Genomic DNA, 19,872 nt, shown 5'->3' with positions numbered 1-19,872 from the left:
CTGTAAGGAAACCCACACATGACCCTCACCTCTCCCGTCACCTCGTCCGTCCTCTCCGATCCCGGTATCCCCCCCTCCCCGACCAGCCGGCAGCGGGTGGCGACCGGTGCCAACCAGGCCCCCGCCCTCATGGTCGAGGACCTCCGCGCACTGGTGGACAGCGGCGAGGTGGACACCGTCGTCATGGCGGCGACGGACATCCAGGGACGGCTGCAGGGCAAGCGGCAGAGCGCCCGCTTCTTCCTCGACGAGCTCATGGAGCACGGGACGGAGGGCTGCAACTACCTGCTCGCCGTGGACGTGGACATGAACACCGTCGACGGCTACGACATGTCCTCGTGGGAGACCGGCTACGGCGACCTGGTCTTCTCACCGGACCTGTCCACGCTGCGCAGGCTGCCGTGGCAGCCCGGATCCGTGCTCGTCACCTGCGATCTGCTGTGGCCGGACGGCAGCCCGGTGGCGGCCTCGCCCCGGCAGATCCTGGCCCGGCAGGTGGAGCGGTTGCGGGAGCTGGGTCTGGAGGCGTTCGCCGGCACGGAGCTTGAGTTCATCGCGTTCGACACCAGCTACGAGGACGCGCAGCGCTCCGACTACCGCGAGGTGCGTCCCTCCAACCTCTACAACGTGGACTACTCGCTGCTGGGCACGGCACGCGTGGAGCCGCTGCTGCGCGACATCCGCAACTCCATGGCCGGTGCGGGCATGTACGTGGAGGGCGCCAAGGGTGAGTGCAATCTGGGTCAGCACGAGATCACCTTCCGCTACGCGGACGTCCTCACCACCTGCGACAACCATTCGATCTACAAGAACGGCGCCAAGGAGATCGCGGCCCAGCACGGTAAGTCGATCACTTTCATGGCGAAGTACAACCAGCGTGAGGGCAGCTCCTGCCACGTCCACCTGAGCCTGCGAGACACGGAGGGCGGTGCTGTGCTCCCCGGCGACAGCGAGCACGGGTTCTCCCCGATCATGGAGCGCTTCATCGCCGGTCAACTGGCGTGCCTGGAGGACTTCACCTACTTCTTCGCCCCCAACATCAACTCCTACAAGCGGTTCGTGGAGGGTTCGTTCGCCCCCACCGCCCTGGCCTGGGGCTTCGACAACCGCACCTGTGCTCTGCGAGTGGTGGGCGAAGGACCCTCCCTGCGTGTGGAGACACGGGTGGGCGGAGCGGACCTCAACCCCTATCTGGCGACGGCGGCGATCATCGCCGCGGGCATCCACGGCATCGAGAACGAGCTGGAGCTTCCGCCGGTCACGGAGGGCAGTGCCTATGCCGGGGACGCCCAGCGGCTGCCCACCACGCTGCGGGCGGCGCGGGAGCGGCTCGGCGCTTCGCAGACCGCGCGCGAGGCCTTCGGGGACGACGTGGTCCGCCACTACCTCAATGCCGCAGACGTGGAGCTCGCCGACTACGAATCCTCCGTGACCGACTGGGAGCGCCGACGTGGCTTCGAACGGCTCTGAGGCGGGCGCGGCCGCCGAGGCCCCCGCGAGTGCCGCACCCGCGGCGGCTGGCACCGCCCGCCGCCCCCTCATGGGGCTCACCACCTACATGCAGCAGGCGGCGTGGGGCGTGTGGGATGCCGAGGCCGTGATCCTGCCGGCGGAGTACGTCCAGATGGTGGTGGCCGCTGGTGGCGTGCCGGTGTTGCTGCCGCCCCACGGCACGGACCCCTCCGTGCTGGACGGCCTCGACGGGCTCATCCTCACGGGTGGTGCGGACGTGGGGCCCGAGCGCTACGGCGCCGTTCCCCACGAGCGCACGCAGGCGCAGCCCTGGCGCGACGACCACGAGTTCGCCCTCCTGACCGCTGCGCGGGAGCGCGGCATGCCGGTGCTCGGCATCTGCCGCGGTCTGCAGGTCATCAACGCGGCCTTCGGCGGCACCCTCCACCAGCACGTCCCGGAGGTGCTGGGCCACTCGGACTACCAGCCCGAACCCGGCGTCTACGGCGAGGTCACGACCCGGGTGGAGCCCGGCTCCCGGCTGGCGTTCGCGGTGGGGGAGCAGGTAAGCGCACCCTGCTACCACCACCAGTCCGTCGCCGAGGTGGGTGCAGGGCTCGTCGTCACGGCCCGGGCCGAGGACGGCACGGTGGAGGCGCTGGAGACCCCCTTGCCTTCGGCAGAAGCGCCTGCCGCGGGTGAGCCGGCGGACAGCGACCCCGCTGAGCCCTGGCTGCTGGCTGTCCAGTGGCATCCCGAGCACAACGTCCAGGATGTGCGCGTCGTCACGGCGGCCGTGGACGCGGCACGCACCTACGCTGAGCAGCGTGCCCGGACGGTGCGGCCTCCGGCCTCGGGCTCCCCTGCGCAGGAGTCCTCTCCCGCGGGAACACGACCGCCCGCACCCGCAGGATCGGGGCGGTCCGCACCTGCCGGACCGGGACAGCCTGCATCTGCAGGACCGCGGGCGGCCTCAGCTGCGGCCGCCCGCCCGAACCACAGCACACAGACCCACAGCACACAGGAAGGGGGCGCCACGTGAGCGTCAGCACAGTCCTCAATCCGGCCACCGGTGAGGCCCTCGCACAGATCGAGCGGACCGCACTGCCCGAGGTCGATGCCGCGATCGCACGCGCGCAGACCGCGTTCGAGGTGTGGCGGACGGTGGCACCGGGCGACCGGGTCCGGCTGCTGCGCCGTTTCGCCGCCGTCATTGACGCGCACGTGGACGAGCTCGCGCAGCTGGAGGTCGCCAACGCCGGTCACACGATCGGCAACGCGACGTGGGAGGCCGGCAACGTGCGCGATGTCGTCGAGTACTACGCGGCCGCACCGGAACGCAGCTTCGGCAAGCAGATCCCCGTGCCCGGCGGCGTGGACATCACCTTCAAGGAGCCGCTGGGCGTGGTGGGCGTCATCGTCCCCTGGAACTTCCCCATGCCGATCGCCGGCTGGGGGTTCGCCCCTGCGCTCGCCGCCGGCAACACGGTGGTGCTCAAGCCGGCGGAGCTCACCCCGCTCACGGCGATCCGGATCGGGGAGCTCGCGCTCGAGGCCGGCCTACCCGAGGGCGTGCTCACGGTGATCCCGGGGAAGGGCTCCGTGGTGGGCGAGCGGTTCGTCACCCATCCGCTCGTGCGCAAGGTGGTCTTCACGGGCTCCACCGAGGTGGGCCGGGGGATCATGCGCGGCTGCGCGGAGCAGATCAAGAACGTGACGCTGGAGCTGGGCGGGAAGAACGCGAACATCGTGTTCGCGGACGCGGACCTGGAGAAGGCCGCCGCCGAGGCCCCGGGTGGGGTGTTCGACAACGCGGGCCAGGACTGCTGCTCGCGGTCGCGGCTGCTGGTCCAGTCGAGCGTGTACGACGACTTCATGGCGCGGCTGGAGACCGCAGTGAAGTCCTTCATCGTCACGGACCCCGCCGACCCGGCCGCGGACATGGGGCCGCTCATCTCCGCGGCGCATCGCGACTCCGTGGCCGCCTACGCGGAATCCGGGGAGGTCGCCTTCTCCGGCAGCGCGCCCGAGGGGCCGGGCTTCTGGTTCCCGCCCACCGTCATCACCCCCGGTGAGCTCACCGCCCGGGACTTCTCCGAGGAGATCTTCGGCCCGGCGCTGTCCGTGGTGCGGTTCGACACGGAGGCCGATGCCGTGAGGATCGCCAACAACACGGAGTACGGCCTCTCCGGGTCGATCTACACGGAGAACCTGAGCCGTGCCATGCGGGTCGCCCGCGCGGTGGAAGCCGGCAATCTGTCCGTGAACTCGCACGCCTCCGTGCGGTACTGGACGCCGTTCGGCGGATACAAGCAGTCCGGGCTGGGCCGTGAGCTCGGCCCGGATGCGCTCGACGCATTCACCGAGACGAAGAACGTGTTCTTCGCGACCGACGACTGATCGGCGGCGCGCAGCCGGGAGGGCATCACCCACCCGGCGGGCGGGCCTGCCCTGCACGACCGCCGGCCCCGGCCTCGGCGGCAATCCCGAACCCCCAGAAACGAAGGAAAGCAGCAGATGACAGAGAACAAACCCCTCGTCCCCGGTCGGTTCGCCGGGAAGACCTGCGTGATCACGGGAGGTGCGTCCGGGATCGGACTGGCCACCGGGCGCAGGCTCGCGGCGGAAGGCGCGAACGTCGTCGTGGGCGACCTCGACGAGGTGCGCGGCCCGGAGGTCGCGCAGGAGCTGGGTGGCCTCTTCGTCCGCGTGAACGTGGCCGACGAGGCGGAGGTGAAGAACCTCTTTCAGCGGGCGAAGGATGCCTACGGCAGCGTGGACGTGGCGTTCAACAACGCCGGCATCAACCCCACCGACGACGCCTCGATCCTGGACACCGGGCTCGAGGCCTGGCAGCGCGTCCAGACCGTCAACCTCACCTCCGTCTACCTGTGCAGCAAGTACGCGCTCGAGCACATGGTGGAGCAGAGGTCCGGCTCCATCATCAACACCGCCTCCTTCGTGGCGCTCATGGGCGCGGCGACCTCGCAGATCTCCTACTCCGCGTCGAAGGGCGGGGTGCTCTCCATGAGCCGGGAGCTGGGCGTGCAGTTCGCCAAGGACGGCATCCGCGTGAACGCACTGTGCCCCGGACCGGTGAACACTCCGCTGCTGCAGGAGCTGTTCGCCTCCGATCCGGTGCAGGCGCAGCGTCGGCTGGTCCACGTGCCGGGCGGACGGTTCGCTGAGCCGGAGGAGATCGCGGCGGCCGCGGCGTTCCTCGCCAGTGATGACGCCTCCTTCGTCAACGCGACCGCGTTCACTGTGGACGGGGGCATCAGTGCGGCCTATGTGACCCCGGAGTGAGTGGCGTGAGCGGTGTGGGTGGCGTGAGCGCGGAGCCCGGCCCAGCGCCGGGCCCAGCGCCCGCGCAGGGTTCGGTCGTGTCCGAGTCCGACGTGTCCGAGCGCCGGACGGGTGCGGCAGTCCGCCTCGCCGTCATCGAGCACGAGGCGGGCACGGACGCGCGCAGGCTGGGGGAGTGGCTCGAATCCGCCGGGGCACAGCTCACCGTGTTCCGGCCGTACCTCGCAGACGCGCAGGGAGGAGCGGGATCCGAGCGAGACGTGCATTCCCAGGGAGACGCGGGCTCGCCGGGCCACGTGGTGCCTGGACTCGCTCCGGTCCCCGCGTCCGATCCTCAGGCTGGCCCAGGTGGCGCGGCGGCCTCCGTGTCGGGGCGCCTGCCCGGTCCGGAGGAGTTCGACGGCCTGGTGGTGCTGGGTGGCTCCATGGGTCCTGCGGATGACGAGGACCACCCCTGGATGCCGGGGACCCGCGAGCTGCTCGCGGCCTCGGCGGCGGGGGCCTTCCCGGCCCTCGCGGTGTGCCTGGGCGGGGAGCAGCTGTGCCTCGCCGCCGGCGCGGGGGTGCGTGAGAGGGAGGTGCCGCAGATTGGGGTGGGCACTGCGGTGACTCGGCCCGAGGCCCGCACGGATCCGCTCTTCTCCCAGCTCCCAGCGGAGTTCCCCGTCCTCCTCTGGCACGGCATCGAGATGACGCTGCCGGATGGTGCCGTGCACCTGATCGAAGGCACGGACGCGCCTGTTCAGGCGTTCCGGTGCGGCGAGGCCTGGGGCACCCAGTTCCATCCCGAGTCCACGGGCGAGCAGCTGCGGGTGTGGGGGACGCTAGGCGGCGCGCCGTCGTACCCGGGCGGGCGCAGCCTCGAGGACGTGGTGGCCGAGGCCGCCTCGGCGCAGGAGGCTGTGGCGGAGACGATGGAACCGCTGGCACACGCATTCGTCGCGTACGTGCGTCAGTTCGACCGGATGGGGATGAGCAGGCCCGCTGACTGCGGCTGAGCCGTTGCAGCAGGCGAGACGCCCTGTCATTCCTCGTAGATATATGGAATAGTGAATTCCTATAAGTAAGGGTGCGTGTGCGCCGGGGATGAGGCTGTCCCGCGGCGGGCGCGTCCCGCCAGCTGCGAGGAGGAGACAGCATGAAGCTCTGGACATCCGGACCCAAGGGGAGCGAGACCCCGGTCGTCACCGTGGACGGCAAGGACTTCGACGCCTCGGCGGTCACCGGGGAGTTCGGCCCGGCGTTCTTCGCCGCGGGCGGCCTCGACACGCTGCAGGAGAAGGCCGCCGCCGGTGAGCTGCCGGAGTTCACCGCCGAATCCGGTGCTCGCCTCGGCGCCCCGCTGGGCCGCCCGCAGGCGCTCATCTGCATCGGCCAGAACTACGCCGCCCACGCCGCGGAGTCCGGTTCCCAGCCGCCGGAGAGGCCCATCATCTTCTTCAAGCACCCCAACACGATCGCGGGCCCCGACGACACCGCATTCATCCCGCGGGGCTCGGACAAGACGGACTGGGAGGTGGAGCTGGGCCTCGTCATCGGCAGGCAGGCCTCCTACCTGTCCAGCCGTGAGGAGGCCGCCGAGGCCATCGCCGGCTACGTCATCGCCAACGACCTCTCCGAGCGCACCTTCCAGATCGAGCACTCCGGGGGCCAGTGGTCCAAGGGCAAGGTCGCACCCGGCTTCTCGCCGCTGGGCCCGTACTTCGTGACGGCCGACGAGTTCGACCCGCACAATGCGAACCTGCGCAGCTGGGTCAACGGCGAGCCTCGCCAGGACTCGAACACCGCGGACATGATCTTCTCCGTCGAGGACATCGTCCTGGACCTCAGCCAGTACATGCAGCTGGAGCCCGGCGACATCATCCTCACCGGCACCCCAGAGGGCGTGGCGCTGTCCGGTCGCTTCCCCTATCTCAAGGCCGGCGACGTCGTCGAGATCGAGATCGAGGGCCTCGGCCGCCAGCGCCAGGAGTTCGTCCAGGCCTGAGCCCTCCGGTCTCGGGCCCGTCCCTTCCCACCCCAGTCTCCAAGGAGTACAGCTTTGGCATCTGCATCTGAACCTTCCGGCGAGCTGTCCGGCCTGGTCGCCGTCGTCACCGGCGGCGCCTCGGGGATCGGCGAGGCCACGGCGGCCCTGCTGGCCCGTCGCGGGGCCGAGGTCGCCGTCCTGGACCTCAACGTCGACTTCGTCACCGGGCACTTCGCCCAGCGGGTCGACATCGGCGACGACGCCTCCGTGCGTGCGGGCATCGAGGCGGTCGCGGAGAGGTTCGGCCGCATCGACATCCTCGTGAACAACGCCGGGATCGGCGCGCAGGGCACCGTCGCGGACAACGACGACGAGGAGTGGCACCGCATCCTCAACGTCAACGTCGTGGGCATTGCCCGTGTCACCCGTGCCGCACTGCCGCACCTGCGGAAGTCCGAGAGCGCGGCGGTCGTCAACACCTGCTCGATCGCCGCGACCGCCGGCCTGCCGGACCGCGTCCTCTACTCCGCGTCCAAGGGCGCCGTGTACTCGATGACGCTCGCCATGGCCGCCGACCACCTCCGTGAGGGCATCCGCGTCAACTGCGTGAACCCCGGCACCGCCGACACCCCCTGGGTGGGGCGCCTGCTGGACGCGGCTGCGGATCCGGAGCACGAGCGCGCGCAGCTCAGCGCCCGCCAGCCCTCCGGCCGTCTCGTCTCCGCGGGCGAGGTCGCCTCGGCGATCGTCTACCTGGCCTCTCCTGCGGCCGCGGCGATCTCCGGGTCCTCACTCGCCGTGGACGGCGGGATGCAGGGGCTCCGCCTCCGCTCCGAGTGAGCTCCACGACGCGCCTGTCCGCCGGGCAGGCGCGTCGTTGACCCCCAAGACATCCTATGTTTGGATGAGTTCTAACGTCTTGCGGCCTGAAACTCGCAGCCGAAAGCGTCCATACATGGGATCTCTATGGGAGATGAGAATTGAGCACCATCACAGACATCAGCGTCTTCGACGTGCGGTTCCCCACCTCGCGCCATCTGGACGGTTCGGATGCGATGAACCCGGACCCGGACTACTCCGCCGCCTACCTGGTGGTCCGCACGGATGCCGAGGACGGACTGGAGGGGCACGGCTTCGTCTTCACCATCGGCCGCGGCAATGACATCGAGTCGGCCGCGATCGAGGCGCTCGCCGCACGCCTGCGCGGCCGGGACGCGGAGCCGATCCTCGGTGACATGGGCGAGTTCTGGCGCGAGCTCGTCCACGACTCCCAGCTGCGCTGGCTGGGGCCGGAGAAGGGCGTCATGCACATGGCCATCGGTGCGGTGGTCAACGCCTTCTGGGACCTCAAGGCCAAGCGGGCCGGGCTGCCGCTGTGGGAGCTGCTCGCGCGTATGAGCCCGGAGGAGATCCTCGACCTCACGGATCTGCGCTACCTCAGCGACGTGATGACGCGGGAGGACGCGCTCGCGATCCTGCGCCGGTCCGCGGACGGCCGTGAGGAGCGCATCGCCCGGCTGAAGGCCGAAGGCTACGGTGCGTACACGACGACGCCCGGCTGGCTGGGCTACAGCGACGAGAAGCTCGCCCGGCTCTGCCGGGAGGCGATCGCGGACGGCTTCAGCCAGATCAAGCTCAAGGTGGGCGCGGACCGCGAGGACGACGTCCGACGTCTGCGGATCGCCCGGGAGGTGTGCGGCGAGGGCTACCCCATCGCAGTGGACGCCAATCAGCGCTGGGACGTCGCCGAGGCCGTGGACTGGATCGGCGAGCTCGCGCCGTTCGATCTGCGCTGGGTCGAGGAGCCCACGAGCCCGGACGACGTGCTCGGCCACGCGAAGATCCAGCGGGGCATCCATCCCACCCCCGTGGCGACGGGTGAGCACTGCCAGAACCGCATCGTGTTCAAGCAGATGCTGGATGCGGATGCGCTGCGCGTGCTCCAGATCGACGCCTGCCGTGTGGCCGGCGTGAATGAGAACATCGCGATCCTGCTGCTCGCAGCGCACAAGGGCGTCCCGGTCTGTCCGCACGCCGGGGGAGTGGGACTGTGCGAGATCGTGCAGCACCTGTCGATGTTCGACTTCGTCGCCGTCTCCGGTGAGATGGACGGCCGCGTCATCGAGTTCGTCGACCATCTGCACGAGCACTTCGTCGAGCCCGTGGACGTGCACGACGGCCGCTACTGGCCGCCGCAGCTGCCCGGCGCCGGAGCGCAGATGCACCAGGCGAGCATCGACGCCCACCTCTACCCGGACGGCCCGGTGTGGGCCGAAGCCGTCTGAGACAACTGTCTGCGGGTTCTCATCGGAGAGGACCCGGGGGCCGCCTCCGCTCACTGAGCTCGTGACTCCGGGCCTGATGCGGGCGGGGAGCGGCAGAGAAAGGAAGTGAAAATGAGCGTCAGCGCAACTGACTCCACCTCCCGCTCCCTCCCAGGGGCACGGGACCACGCCTCTGAACCCATTCCCGGCAAGGTCTATCTCATCGCGGTCCTCGCAGGGTTCTCCGGTCTGCTGTATGGATACGATTCCGGAGCGATCTCCGGCGCGCTGCCCCCGCTGACCGCAGATTTCGGGCTCAGCGCCCAACAGCAGGGGCTCATCACCTCGCTGCTGCTCTGGGGCGCACTTCCGGCGATCGTCGGAGCCACTCTCGCTGCGCGCAGATACGACCGCCGGCACATTCTCATCGTCGGCGCGATCATCTTCGTCGTGGGTTCTCTCGCCAATGCCTTCGCCCCCTCTCCGGAGTTCCTCATGGGAGCGCGGTTCTTCCTGGGCTTCGCCGTGGGCATTGCGAACATGTTCGGGCTCATCTATCTCTCGGAACTGGCTCCCACCCGGATCCGCGGCATGCTGACCGGCATGTACCAGCTGACTGTGAACGTGGGAATCCTCTGCGCGTACATCGTGGGGGACCTCTTCCAGGACGCCGGATCATGGGAATGGATTCTGGGTGTGGGAGCGATCCCCGCTGTGGTCTTCCTCATCGGCATGGTCCTCGCACCGGCGAGCCCGCGCTGGCTCATGATGCGCCGGCGGGACCAGGAGGCGCTGCGCGTCCTCGGGTCCCTGCGCGGCGGCTCCGACTACGCGGAGAGGGAGGCTGCCGAGATCCGCGAGAGCCTCGAACGGCAGAAGAGCGGCTTCTCCGCGCTCTTCAGCACCGCTCGACGCCCTATGCTCGTGCTCGCTGTGCTGACATTCTTCCAGGTGTTCACCGGCATCAACGCCGTCGTCTACTACGCCCCGATCATCTTCGAGGACGTGCAGTCGATGGGGGCGAATGCCGGAATGATCGCCAACTACGGCGTGGGCATCGCTCTGGTGGTGTCCACGGCCGTTGCTCTGCCGATCATCGACCGCCTGGGACGGGTCAAGCTCCTCGCGATCTCCATGGCTGGTCAGGCCATTGCAATGGTGGTTCTGTGGCTGCTGCCGGACGCAGGGGCGGTCACGATTGCGGCTGTGTTCGTGTACACCTTCGCATTCGGGATCGGGCTCGGTCCCGTCTTCTGGCTCTACGTTCCGGAGGTTCTGCCGCTGCAGGTCCGCGCAATCGGCGTGGGGGTCATCACCTTCCTCCAGTACACTCTCAACGCGATCTTCGCTGCGGCCTTTCCCGTGGCGCTCGAACGCTGGGGCGCCACAGTCTTCCTTGTGTTCGCGCTGCTGAGCATCGTCGCCTTCGTCTATGTCATCAGACGGGTGCCGGAGACCAGCGGTCGATCGCTGGAAGAGATCGAAGCCTTCTGGCGGAAGGGGTGAGGTGCCGTGCTCAGAACTGAGATCATCCATCCGGATCTGCTGGCTGCGCTCGCGCGTGCCGGTCATGGAGCCCAGGTGCTCATCGCAGACGGCAACTATCCGCACAGCACCGGGGTCCCGGCAACGGCAGAGCGCATCCACCTCAACCTCGCGCCGGGTATGCTCACTGTCTCCCAGGTGCTCACCCCGCTCGCTGCGACCGTCCCCATCGAGTTCGCCGAGATCATGCTGACCTCTGAAGGCGAAGAAGCGCCGATCGTCGCCGAATACCGAGCGCTTCTGCCCGGGGTCCCATTCGCCGGCTGCGAACGGTTCGAGTTCTATGATCGCGCGAGGACGCCCGATGTCGCCGTTGTCATCGCCACAGGAGAGCAGCGGCAGTACGCGAATCTCCTGCTCACGATCGGAGTGCGGACCCCGTGAGGCGAATTGATTCCCATCTTCACCTGTGGGACCGCCGCCGTTTCGACTACGGCTGGATGGCTGGTCGCGCTCTGCCGGAGACCTCGCTCCCTGAGGAGTTCGCCGCGGTATGGGGCGGCGCACACGCCGCCAGAGCTGCGTCCCGGTGCGGGGCGGAATCGAGCGCGGACGGCGGGTCCCCGAATGTGGCTGCGGTTGTCATCGAAGCAGGCGTCAACGCTCCTCTCCGTGACGAGGAGCGGAAGTGGCTGGGCGGGCTCGTCCGTGAGCATCCGTTCCTGCTGGGTCTCGTTGCGGCGGTGGATCTTGCGGCCGCAGGTGCGGGCTCGGCGGGGGAAGAGACGGAGGCGCAGCTGGAAGCCTGCGCGGGCGACCCTGCTGTCGTCGGCATCCGCGACAACTTCGAAGGACTTCCCGCCGGGGAACTGGTGGACGGCAGCCCTGCTGCTGAGGCCCGGTTTCACGGGCTCGTCCGTGCACGCGAAGCGGGGCTCTCGGTCGACCTCTGCGTGCGGGCGGCTCAGCTGCCGGAGTTGTGCACGCTCCTGGAGCGCATCGCTGGGGTGCGAGGGGACCTCGATGGATTCGTCCTCGACCATCTGGGAAAGCCTCTTCCGGAGCAGTGGGCCGATGGTGGAGACGGCCGGCAGGGTCCTCACCCCGCTCGGCTGCGGTGGCAGGAGGACATAGCTGCTCTCGCGGCGTTCCCCGGTTTCAAGCTCAAGGTCTCCGGAATAGGCGGACAGCTCTCCGGTACGGCCTCGGCAGCAGAGCTCGACCGCCTGGTGCTGGAGTACGCAGTGCCTGCAGTGAGGGCATTCGGAGCGGAACGGAGCATGGTCGGCAGCGATCATCCCGTCTCCACTCTCCCGTGCGGGATCACTCAGGAGCAGTGGGTCCGAACGGTGGAGCGGACGCTCCGCGGGGAGTTCGGGGAGGCCGCAGAACAGACGTTGGGCGCTGTCGCAGAACACCATTACGGCCTCGGCAGCGAGGACCGGAGCACACGAGGAGAACGTCGATGGTGAAGCACAATTCCACGGTGGGGCGGATCGCCGGCGGGATGCGCCTGGGTTTCGGCGGCGCACCCGTGGGCAATCTCTACCGAGCGGTTGACGATGCGACCGCGCACGCGGCGGTGGAAGCGGCCTGGGAGCACGGGATCCGCTACTTCGACACGGCGCCTCACTACGGCCTCGGCCTCTCCGAGCGGCGAATGGGCGAGGTGCTCGCCGCGAAGCCGCGCGAGGAGTTCGTTCTCTCCACCAAGGTGGGGCGACTCCTCCGCCCGGCCGAGGTTCCCCGTCCGCAGGACGAGGAGGGCTTCGCCGTACCGGGGGATGTCGTGCGGGTGCGCGACTACTCCGGCGACGGTGTGCGGCGTTCGCTGGAGGAATCCCTCACGCGTCTGGGTCTCGACCGGATCGACGTCGTCTTCATCCATGATCCGGACGAGTACTGGCAGGAGGCCATTGCCGGGGCCGTCCCCGAACTGGAGCGTATGCGGTCCGAAGGAATCATCGGCGCTTGGGGTGCGGGGATGAACCAGTGGCAGATGCTGCACCGCTTCGTCATGGAGACGGACATCGATCTCGTCATGCTGGCAGGGCGGTACACGCTGCTCGACCAGGGCGCGCGGGGCGACCTGATCCCAGCTGCGGAGGCGCGGGGCGTGGGGATCATCGACGTCGGCGTGTTCAATTCCGGCATCCTCGCAAGCGCTTCTCCTGACCCCGCCGCCACGTTCGACTACGCTCCGGCAGAGGCGGAGGTTCTCGCCCGGGCGCGGGCGCTCGCACTGTTGGCCGAGGAGCATGGCACCACTCTGCCTGCGGCCGCTGTGGCTTTCCCCCTGCGGGACCCGGCGATCACGGCGATCGCTCTCGGCATGCGCACGGCCGAACAGGCTGTGGAGGATGCAGACCTCTTCGCAGCTGTCGTTCCCGAGGGATTCTGGGCGGAGGCGGTGGAACGCGGTCTGCTGGCCGTGGATCCGGCGAGCGGCAAGACACCGCGATCGTCCTGAGATCGTCATCGCCGGGATGCAGCCGGCGGCCGCGGCAGTGCCTCAGGGTGCGGTGCGGAGCCAGTCCTCGACCCCGGCGATATGGACCGTCATCGCAGCACGCGCGCGGTCGGGGTCATGCGCGCGCAGGGCGCGGGCGATCGCGCGATGCTCGTCCAGGGTGCGCGCGATCGCATCGGCCTGGGTGAGTCCGCGCCAGATCCGAGCGCGGCGGGTGCCCACGGACACGGCATCGAGGATCCCTGCGAGATAGTCGTTGCCCGCGGCCCGCGCGATGAGCCGATGGAACTCGAGGTCCTGCGCGACCAGGGCGTCGATGTCATCCGTCTCCACGACTGCGGCCTCGAGCTCCTCCAGCTGCGCTTCCGTGATGTGCTGCGCGGCGAGGCTGGAGGTTTCCGCCTCGAGAACGCGGCGGACGTAGAGGATCTCCTCGACGGAGGAGGAGGCGTGGAAGTCGACGACGAAAGCGATGGCCTCGCTCAGCTGAGGCGCGGAGAGCCGTGAGACGAAGGTGCCGTTCCCGCGGCGCACCTCGAGCACGTTGATGAGTTCAAGGGCTTTCACGGCCTCGCGCAGCGAGTTCCTCGACAGACCGAGACGCGCGGAGAGCTCATTCTCCGGAGGCAGGCGATCGCCCGGCGCGAGTTCGCCGGAGCTGATGAGATCCTTGATCCTGGAGAGAGCCTCGTCCGTCAATGCCATAGGAGGATCCTATAGAGGTGCTGCCGCGGCGGTCTCAGTGCGGTGGCGGCTTGAGACTGCGCAGCCAGCGTTCGGTGGAGGTGATGTGGGCGTGCATCGCAGCCCAAGCGCCCATGGAATCGTGCGTGCGGACAGCGTCGAGGACGGCCCGGTGGCCTATGACGCCCTCTGCGCGGGCTTCGGGATTGTCGACCAGGTCGTAGTGGCGACTGCGGGAGCGGATCACAGCGGTGATGGTGGCTGCGGACCTGTTGCCCGCGGTCTCGCAGATGAGCGCGTGGAACTGCTCGTCCAGCTTCTGCTCCTCCGGCGGGCTCTCCGCTCCCACCATCTCCTCGACGAGCGCCTCCAGCTGTGCCAACACCTCCCCTGAGGCCGCTGTCGCCGTCTGTGCGGCGGCCTCGGCCTCCAGCGTGCGTCTGATGCTCAGCAGTTCGAACAGACCGTCCAACGGAACCACGTCGACGGTGAACGCCAAGCCCTTGAGAAGCTCGCTCGGCTGCAGGCTGGAGACATAGGTGCCTGATCCGTGGCGGACCTCGATGAGTCCGTAGCCCTGCAGTTCACGCAGTGCCTCGCGCAGAGCGCCGCGGGAGACATCGAGTTGTTCGCAGAGACGGGGCTCCGGTGGCAGGCGCTGTCCCGGGACAAGTCGGCCCAGGGAGATCTCGGTCCGGAAATGGTCGATGACGGGTGAGTTCTGGGCCATGCCCCCAGAGTACCTTTCGGCGTTCTCCTCCATTCCAATTCTGGAAAAATCATCTGATGACTTGATGGAGCAGAGGGTGGAAATTGCCCTTTGACGCGGCTTCGGGCGTGCTGTAGCTTACAGACATCCGATGACTTGCGGAGGGGTGTGGCGTCGCTGCGAACCCCGCTCCCGGTCGAGCAAGGCGGGCGGCCCTCATACGATCGGTGGGCCCGCTCCGGCTCACACAGAAGGCAGAAACCAGCACAGGAGTTCCATGGATCAGCAGAGCAGCCAGCAGGGCACCGAACACGCATGTCCGCAGCGGGCCCGCCTCGGCGATTTCGACACCGTGCCGGTGCAGAGCTGGGAGGAGCTCGATGCGCGGCCGCTGCCGCAGTGGTACGCCGGCGCGAAGTTCGGCATCTTCGTGCACTGGGGTGTCTTCTCCGTCCCCGCGTGGCGCACGCTCAACGACGAGCAGTTCGGCTCCTACGCCGAGTGGTACTACGCCAGCGTGTACGGCAAGTACCGCAATGCCGACTCCGACTTCCACGCGCGGATGTTCCCGGGCAGGGACTACCGCGACCTGGCCGCGGACTTCCGGGCCGAGCTCTTCGACCCCGGCGCCTGGGCCGAACTCTTCCGCCGGGCAGGTGCCGGATACGTCGTGCTGACATCCAAGCACCACGACGGCTACTGCCTCTGGCCCACGGAGAACGAGCACAAGGAGGACTGGAACTCCGGCGCCGTGGGGCCTCGGCGCGATCTGCTGGGCGACCTGGCCGAGGCCGTGCGCGCACAGGGGATGCGCATGGGGCTCTACTACTCGATCCCCGAATGGGAGACGCACCGCTCCCATCGGGTCGACGGAGAGCACTTCATCCCCGAGGCCGACGCCGAGCGGTACGGGATCCCGGAGGACGACTACCCGCGGGAGATCCTCCACCAGCAGTGGGTGGAGCTCAACGAGCGCTACGCTCCCGCCGTCATCTACACCGACGGTGGGGAATGGGATTTCAGCGAGGACTACACCCAGACCCGCCGCATGCTCTCCTGGCTCTACACGGAGTCCCCGAACGCCGGCGAGGTCGTCGTCAACGATCGCATGCATGTGGGCATGCCGGGGGTCCACGGCGATGTCTACAGCACCGAGTACCAGGACCTGGACGGGTACGGCACGGTGCACCCCTGGGAGGAGGGCAGGGGGGTCGGCGGCTCCTTCGGATTCAACCGGGCTGAGTCCGTCGAGGACTACGCCAGTGCTGCGGACCTGCTGGCGCTGCTGGCACAGACGGTCGCGGGCGGCGGCAACCTCCTGCTCAATGTCGGCCCCACCGCCGACGGCCGGATCCCCCCGCTGCAGCAGGAGCGCCTGCTGCAGATCGGCGCCTGGCTGGAGACCAACGGCGAGGCGATCTACCAGACCACCCCCGTCACGGATCTGCGGCCGGAGGCACCCGGGGTGTTCGCCACCGCCCGCGGCGATGCCCGGTACGTGATCGTCACCGGCAGGCCGGAGGCGCCGATCCGCCTCTCGCTCGACCCCGGCACGGAAGTCGCAGGCTGGGAGCTGCTGGGCGCCGACGAGCAGCTCGCGGGGCAGCTGCTGGACATCCGCCCGCAGGCGGGGGCCCTCGAGCTCGTCCTGCGCCCCGCGGCGCGCTGGACCGGAGTTGCGACGGAGGCGCTTCCGCTCGTCATCCGCCTGCGCACGATCCCGGCCTGAAGCCCACAACGGAACAACGAACACAGGGAAGTGTCATGGAGAAGAAGCGAGCGGCGAAGGCGCCGCGGCCGGTGAAGGCTCCCACTCTGGCGCTGGCGATCTCGCCGCTGGTCGTCATGTTCGTCGTCATCGTGGGCGGCGTCGTGTGGCTGGACATCAGGGTCGAGGTCCTGCTGCTGATCTCGGCGGCCTATGCGACGGCCGTCGCGATGGCGCTGGGGCACAGGTGGCAGGAGATCCAGGACCGCTGGGTCGCCGAGTTCTCGAAGGCGTTCCCGGCGATCCTCATCGTGCTGTGCGTGGGCATCGTGATCGGCACCTGGGTGGCCAGCGGCACGATCCCGCTGCTGGTCCACTTCGGCATCACGGTCATCAGCCCCACCTTCATCATCGTCACCGCCTTCCTGGTCACGGTCGTCCTCTCCGTGAGCACCGGAACCTCATGGGGCTCGGTGGGCACGGTGGGCGCGGCGCTGATGGGCGTGGCCGCCGCGATGGGCGCGCCGCTGCCGGCAGTCGCGGGGGCGATCGTCTCCGGCGCGTACTTCGGCGACAAGCTCTCACCGCTCTCGGACAGCACCAACCTCTCCGCCGTGGCCGCGGGAGTGAACCTGTACAAGCACATCGCCCATCTCCTGTGGACCACCGGCCCCGGCTTCCTCGTGTGCGTCATCGTCTACACGATCGCGGGCTTCATGACGGCCGGCGACGGCTCGGCCCGCGCGGACGGCATGGACGAGTTCCTGCACCAGCTGGAGGTCCTCTTCCGCATCGGCATGCCGTTCGGGCTGCTGCTGCTCATCCCGGTGGTCGTCATCGTCGTGGGCTCGCTCATGCGTCTGCCCACTGTGCCCGTCATGCTGGTCTCGGCGGTGTCGGCTGCGGTGCTCGCCGTGTGGGGTCAGGGGTTCTCACTCAAAGACGCCGCACTGGCATCGATGTCCGGCTTCACCATGGAGATGTTCGCATCCAGCGGCAATGCCCGGATGGACCTCGCACAGGCGACGGAGGCGATCCCGAACCTCCTGGAGCGCGGTGGGATGGAGTCGATGACGACTATCTTCCTCGTCGTCGTGTGCGCCTTCGCCTTCGTGGCGGCGTTGAGCGTCTCCGGTGCCCTCGACGTGGTGATGAGTGCGCTCATGAAGGTCGTGCGCACGAACGGCCAGCTGATCCTCGTGACGACAGTGGGAGGGGTCATCCTCATCGCCGCGACGGGCACTTCGACGGTGTCGTTCCTGATCCTCGGAGGCCTGCTGCGCGCCGAGTACATCAGGCGAGGTCTGGAGGCGAGGAATCTGGGCCGGACCATGGAGGATTCGGTGACGGTGGTCGAGCCGATCATCCCCTGGACCCTCGCCGGCGTGTACATGGCGACGGCGCTGGGGGTGCCGACGTTGGAGTACGCCCCGTGGGCGATCCTCTGCTACTCCGGAGTCTTCTTCGCTCTGCTGTGGGGCTTCACGGGCTTCGCGGTCTCGAAGATCACCCCGAAGAGCGACGACTGGCGAGACTACCAGCAGGTGCTGCGCGAGGAGGGCGGAGCGGACGTCGTGGCCTCGTCGACTGGAAGCGCGAACAGCGGAGTCCTGCCCGCTGAGGCTGCCGGGGACCCCTCGCGAGAGTGAGGGGACAGCTGCACGCTGTTCGGCCTCGGCCGTGCACTCGGGTCTGAGATGGACCTCAGGCGGGGGCCGACCGGGTGCGGCGTGGACCCTTCCCCTCAGTTGAGAGCGTCGACGAGGGCGGTCACGTCTCCGGCTTCTTCCGCGGGGAGGGACGGCGTCGTCGTGATGAGGGTGAGCGTGACATTGCCCTTGCTCAGCTCGGCGAGGTCTCCGCTCTCCGGCGCGTCTTCCGCATGGCCCAGGCTCACCTCGTACGTGTCTCCGTCCTGGTGCTCATAGGTGGTGACGTAGCTCGAACCCTGTGCGGTCTCCGCGTAGACCACCTCGGGGTCCTCCGGAGCCTCGGCGGGGTTCGGGTAGTTCATGTTGAGGACGTATCCGGGTTCCAGTGAGCCGGCTCCCTGCTCGATGATGTCGAGGAGCAGCTGCGCGGCGGCCTCGTAGTCTGCCTGATCCTCGGAGGAGGCGTCGAGGCTCGTGGCGATCGCGGGGACCCCGTAGGAGCCCGAGGCGATCGAGGCGGCGCCGAAGGTGCCGGAGGAGCGGATGTCCGTGCCGGCGTTGGCCCCCGCGTTGATGCCGGAGACCACGAGGTCCGGTGCCTCCTCCATGACCTCCTTGAGGCCGAACGAAGCCGCCGTCGCCGGGGTTCCGCTCACGGAGTGGATCTGCGGATCGTCCGTGGGCTGGGTGACCTCGAGGGTGCCGGTGATGTCCACGGACCCTCCCTTGCCGCTCTGATTCTCCGCCGGTGCCACGAGCGTGACGGAGTGCCCGGCGCCGGTGAGTGCCTCGTAGGCCGCGGTGATGCCGGGGGCGTCCCAGCCGTCGTCATTGGTCAGGAGGATGTCGAGGGGCTCTCCGCCGCCCGCCGCAGGCGCGGCTGCTTCCGCCCCGTCCGTCTGGGCGTCGGCGGGCTCCGCCTCCGCGGGAGCGGCGCATCCGGCGAGGACGAGTGTCCCCGCTGCTGCGAGGGCGAGGAACGGGCGGGATGTCTGCATGAGGTGCTCTTCTCTGAGGAGGCGGAGGGTGCGTCTCTGCACTCGCGTGTGCCCGGTGCGGCGCTGAACAGGGCGTATGCGAATGAGCGAACATTCGACAGACTAGAAGCGAATTGACGATGTGGTCAAGATCACTTTCGGGGGTGGTGTGCGCGCGTCGTCGGAGCCCGCTGGGGCCTTGGGGTGCGACGGCAGTTCTGCTGATCGGCGAGCAGGCCGCTGCCGAGGTTCCGGCACCGGCCTGCGCGCGGGGGATCTGGCCGCGCGGTGAATCTGACACGGAGCGGTCGCGCGGCGGTTCCGTGTCGGATTGGAGGGGGTCGTAATCTGACACGCACGGAGCATGCGGGCGATTCGTGTCAGATTGAGGGGGTGCCTGATCTGACGGGGTCTCGCCGGCGGCGCGCGGCGGGCGCCGAGCGTCAGGGGGGGCTTCGGCCCCGCCCTCAGCCCAGGCTCAGCCAGTTCCGGCGGGTGAGCTCGGCCGCGCGGTCCGCATCGCCTGCGGCCAGCGCCTCGATGATCGCCTCGTGCTGTGCGGCCGAGGCCTCGACCGTGGCCGCATCGAAGTGCAGGTACTCCGCCCGCATGAGCATGGGCACCAGCAGCTCCAGCTGCCTGCCGATGAGCGGGTTGCCGGAGAGTTCGACCACTGCGTCATGGAACTCCGCATCCGCGCGGATCGCCGCCTCGGCATCGGTGGTGCCGAGGCGGCGATCCGGTTCTGCGCCGCCTCGTCCAGTTTCCGCCGCCCCCTGGGCCGCGGCGCGGAGGTCTCCGTTCGCCGTGCGCAGGCGCATGAGCGAGGCCGCCTCGCTGCCGAGCTCCTGTGCCGCCAGCCGTGCGGCCAGTGCGTGCAGCTCTGCCGCGATGGTGCGTGCATGCGCGAGCGCGACGGGGTCCTCGGGCGCCACCAGCGTGACCTTGCCGGGCTGCGCCTGCACCAGCCCGGCCTCCGCGAGCCGCAGCAGTGCCTCGCGCACGGGTGTGCGGGAGACGCCCAGCCACTCGCCCAGCTCACCGTCGCGCAGCCGCTCCCCCGGCAGCAGCTGGCCGCGGACGATCGCATCGCGGATCGCGGTGTACACGTTGTCCCGCAGCAGGGTGCGGGCAGTGGGCGCGTGGCCGGCGGGAACGGGCATGCGGCAAGTCTCCAAGACAGGGGTGGGTGGGCG

General features: G+C 69.0%; 18 protein-coding genes. 14 read left to right on the top strand and 4 right to left on the bottom strand.

What is annotated here, in order from left to right:
• Positions 1–129: 129 nt before the first annotated feature.
• The 12 genes from Q0A33_RS00825 (at position 130) to Q0A33_RS00770 (ending at position 12,946) form a co-directional block, all read left to right on the top strand.
• On the top strand, positions 130–1,470 hold the full coding sequence (locus Q0A33_RS00825; RefSeq protein ID WP_291791725.1) for a glutamine synthetase family protein: 1,341 nt from the start codon (positions 130–132) through the stop codon (positions 1,468–1,470).
• Positions 1,451–2,494: a gamma-glutamyl-gamma-aminobutyrate hydrolase family protein gene (locus tag Q0A33_RS00820; RefSeq protein ID WP_291791722.1), complete on the top strand. Its 1,044-nt coding sequence runs from the start codon at positions 1,451–1,453 to the stop codon at positions 2,492–2,494. Before Q0A33_RS00825 ends, Q0A33_RS00820 begins: the two co-directional genes overlap by 20 nt.
• Positions 2,491–3,852 carry an aldehyde dehydrogenase family protein gene (locus tag Q0A33_RS00815; protein ID WP_291791719.1) on the top strand — a complete coding sequence of 454 codons (1,362 nt, stop codon included), beginning with the start codon at positions 2,491–2,493 and terminating at the stop codon, positions 3,850–3,852. Before Q0A33_RS00820 ends, Q0A33_RS00815 begins: the two co-directional genes overlap by 4 nt.
• Positions 3,853–3,969: 117 nt before the next feature.
• A complete protein-coding gene (locus Q0A33_RS00810) occupies positions 3,970–4,758 on the top strand; it encodes a 3-oxoacyl-ACP reductase (RefSeq protein ID WP_291791716.1) in 789 nt (262 codons plus the stop codon).
• Between the two features lie 77 nt (positions 4,759–4,835).
• Positions 4,836–5,756 carry a type 1 glutamine amidotransferase gene (locus Q0A33_RS00805; protein ID WP_291791711.1) on the top strand — a complete coding sequence of 307 codons (921 nt, stop codon included), beginning with the start codon at positions 4,836–4,838 and terminating at the stop codon, positions 5,754–5,756.
• A gap of 140 nt (positions 5,757–5,896) precedes the next feature.
• Entirely contained in the window at positions 5,897–6,745 is an 849-nt protein-coding gene (locus Q0A33_RS00800; RefSeq protein WP_291791709.1) for a fumarylacetoacetate hydrolase family protein, read from the top strand.
• A 54-nt stretch (positions 6,746–6,799) separates the two neighbouring features.
• A complete protein-coding gene (locus Q0A33_RS00795; protein WP_291791706.1) occupies positions 6,800–7,567 on the top strand; it encodes an SDR family oxidoreductase in 768 nt (255 codons plus the stop codon).
• Between the two features lie 140 nt (positions 7,568–7,707).
• Entirely contained in the window at positions 7,708–9,012 is a 1,305-nt protein-coding gene (locus Q0A33_RS00790) for an enolase C-terminal domain-like protein (RefSeq protein ID WP_291791703.1), read from the top strand.
• A gap of 111 nt (positions 9,013–9,123) precedes the next feature.
• Positions 9,124–10,497: a sugar porter family MFS transporter gene (locus Q0A33_RS00785; RefSeq protein ID WP_291791700.1), complete on the top strand. Its 1,374-nt coding sequence runs from the start codon at positions 9,124–9,126 to the stop codon at positions 10,495–10,497.
• A 6-nt stretch (positions 10,498–10,503) separates the two neighbouring features.
• A complete protein-coding gene (locus Q0A33_RS00780; protein WP_291791697.1) occupies positions 10,504–10,920 on the top strand; it encodes an RbsD/FucU family protein in 417 nt (138 codons plus the stop codon).
• Positions 10,917–11,948: an amidohydrolase family protein gene (locus Q0A33_RS00775; protein ID WP_291791694.1), complete on the top strand. Its 1,032-nt coding sequence runs from the start codon at positions 10,917–10,919 to the stop codon at positions 11,946–11,948. Before Q0A33_RS00780 ends, Q0A33_RS00775 begins: the two co-directional genes overlap by 4 nt.
• Positions 11,942–12,946, top strand: a complete 1,005-nt coding sequence (locus Q0A33_RS00770) for an aldo/keto reductase (RefSeq protein ID WP_291791692.1) — start codon at positions 11,942–11,944, stop codon at positions 12,944–12,946. The genes Q0A33_RS00775 and Q0A33_RS00770 overlap by 7 nt, the downstream gene beginning before the upstream one ends.
• Before the next feature lie 42 nt (positions 12,947–12,988).
• Here Q0A33_RS00770 and Q0A33_RS00765 read toward each other — a convergent pair whose 3' ends face one another.
• Positions 12,989–13,651 (bottom strand): FadR/GntR family transcriptional regulator, encoded by a 663-nt coding sequence (locus Q0A33_RS00765; RefSeq protein ID WP_291791690.1) that lies wholly within the window; start codon positions 13,649–13,651, stop codon positions 12,989–12,991.
• 34 nt (positions 13,652–13,685) lie between these two features.
• Positions 13,686–14,360 (bottom strand): FCD domain-containing protein, encoded by a 675-nt coding sequence (locus tag Q0A33_RS00760; RefSeq protein WP_291791687.1) that lies wholly within the window; start codon positions 14,358–14,360, stop codon positions 13,686–13,688.
• A 256-nt stretch (positions 14,361–14,616) separates the two neighbouring features.
• On the opposite strand from Q0A33_RS00760, the gene Q0A33_RS00755 reads away from it, so the two are divergent.
• Together Q0A33_RS00755 and nhaC are read left to right on the top strand one after the other, a co-directional pair.
• Complete coding sequence (locus Q0A33_RS00755; RefSeq protein WP_291791684.1) at positions 14,617–16,068, top strand: alpha-L-fucosidase; 1,452 nt, start codon at positions 14,617–14,619, stop codon at positions 16,066–16,068.
• A gap of 35 nt (positions 16,069–16,103) precedes the next feature.
• Positions 16,104–17,696 (top strand): Na+/H+ antiporter NhaC, encoded by a 1,593-nt coding sequence (gene nhaC / locus Q0A33_RS00750; RefSeq protein WP_291791681.1) that lies wholly within the window; start codon positions 16,104–16,106, stop codon positions 17,694–17,696.
• 95 nt (positions 17,697–17,791) lie between these two features.
• Here nhaC and surE read toward each other — a convergent pair whose 3' ends face one another.
• Together surE and Q0A33_RS00740 are read right to left on the bottom strand one after the other, a co-directional pair.
• A complete protein-coding gene (gene surE, locus Q0A33_RS00745) occupies positions 17,792–18,697 on the bottom strand; it encodes a 5'/3'-nucleotidase SurE (RefSeq protein WP_291791678.1) in 906 nt (301 codons plus the stop codon).
• 446 nt (positions 18,698–19,143) lie between these two features.
• Positions 19,144–19,839, bottom strand: coding sequence for a GntR family transcriptional regulator (locus tag Q0A33_RS00740; RefSeq protein WP_291791675.1), 696 nt, complete (start codon positions 19,837–19,839; stop codon positions 19,144–19,146).
• Positions 19,840–19,872 lie beyond the last annotated feature (33 nt).

This window comes from Brevibacterium sp. (assembly GCF_022712115.1).
Classification (GTDB): domain Bacteria; phylum Actinomycetota; class Actinomycetes; order Actinomycetales; family Brevibacteriaceae; genus Brevibacterium; species Brevibacterium salitolerans.
Note: the sequence above shows the minus strand (reverse complement) of the source record. Positions and strands in the feature narration are given on the sequence as shown.

What these genes read in the sequence shown, in the direction of transcription:
- Q0A33_RS00740 (WP_291791675.1), bottom strand. Translation starts at nt 19,839, where the DNA reads ATGCCCGTTCCCGCCGGCCACGCGCCCACTGCCCGCACCCTGCTGCGG.
- Q0A33_RS00785 (WP_291791700.1), top strand. Translation starts at nt 9,124, where the DNA reads ATGAGCGTCAGCGCAACTGACTCCACCTCCCGCTCCCTCCCAGGGGCA.
- surE (WP_291791678.1), bottom strand. Translation starts at nt 18,697, where the DNA reads ATGCAGACATCCCGCCCGTTCCTCGCCCTCGCAGCAGCGGGGACACTC.
- Q0A33_RS00810 (WP_291791716.1), top strand. Translation starts at nt 3,970, where the DNA reads ATGACAGAGAACAAACCCCTCGTCCCCGGTCGGTTCGCCGGGAAGACC.
- nhaC (WP_291791681.1), top strand. Translation starts at nt 16,104, where the DNA reads ATGGAGAAGAAGCGAGCGGCGAAGGCGCCGCGGCCGGTGAAGGCTCCC.
- Q0A33_RS00755 (WP_291791684.1), top strand. Translation starts at nt 14,617, where the DNA reads ATGGATCAGCAGAGCAGCCAGCAGGGCACCGAACACGCATGTCCGCAG.
- Q0A33_RS00825 (WP_291791725.1), top strand. Translation starts at nt 130, where the DNA reads ATGGTCGAGGACCTCCGCGCACTGGTGGACAGCGGCGAGGTGGACACC.
- Q0A33_RS00765 (WP_291791690.1), bottom strand. Translation starts at nt 13,651, where the DNA reads ATGGCATTGACGGACGAGGCTCTCTCCAGGATCAAGGATCTCATCAGC.
- Q0A33_RS00760 (WP_291791687.1), bottom strand. Translation starts at nt 14,360, where the DNA reads ATGGCCCAGAACTCACCCGTCATCGACCATTTCCGGACCGAGATCTCC.
- Q0A33_RS00770 (WP_291791692.1), top strand. Translation starts at nt 11,942, where the DNA reads ATGGTGAAGCACAATTCCACGGTGGGGCGGATCGCCGGCGGGATGCGC.
- Q0A33_RS00800 (WP_291791709.1), top strand. Translation starts at nt 5,897, where the DNA reads ATGAAGCTCTGGACATCCGGACCCAAGGGGAGCGAGACCCCGGTCGTC.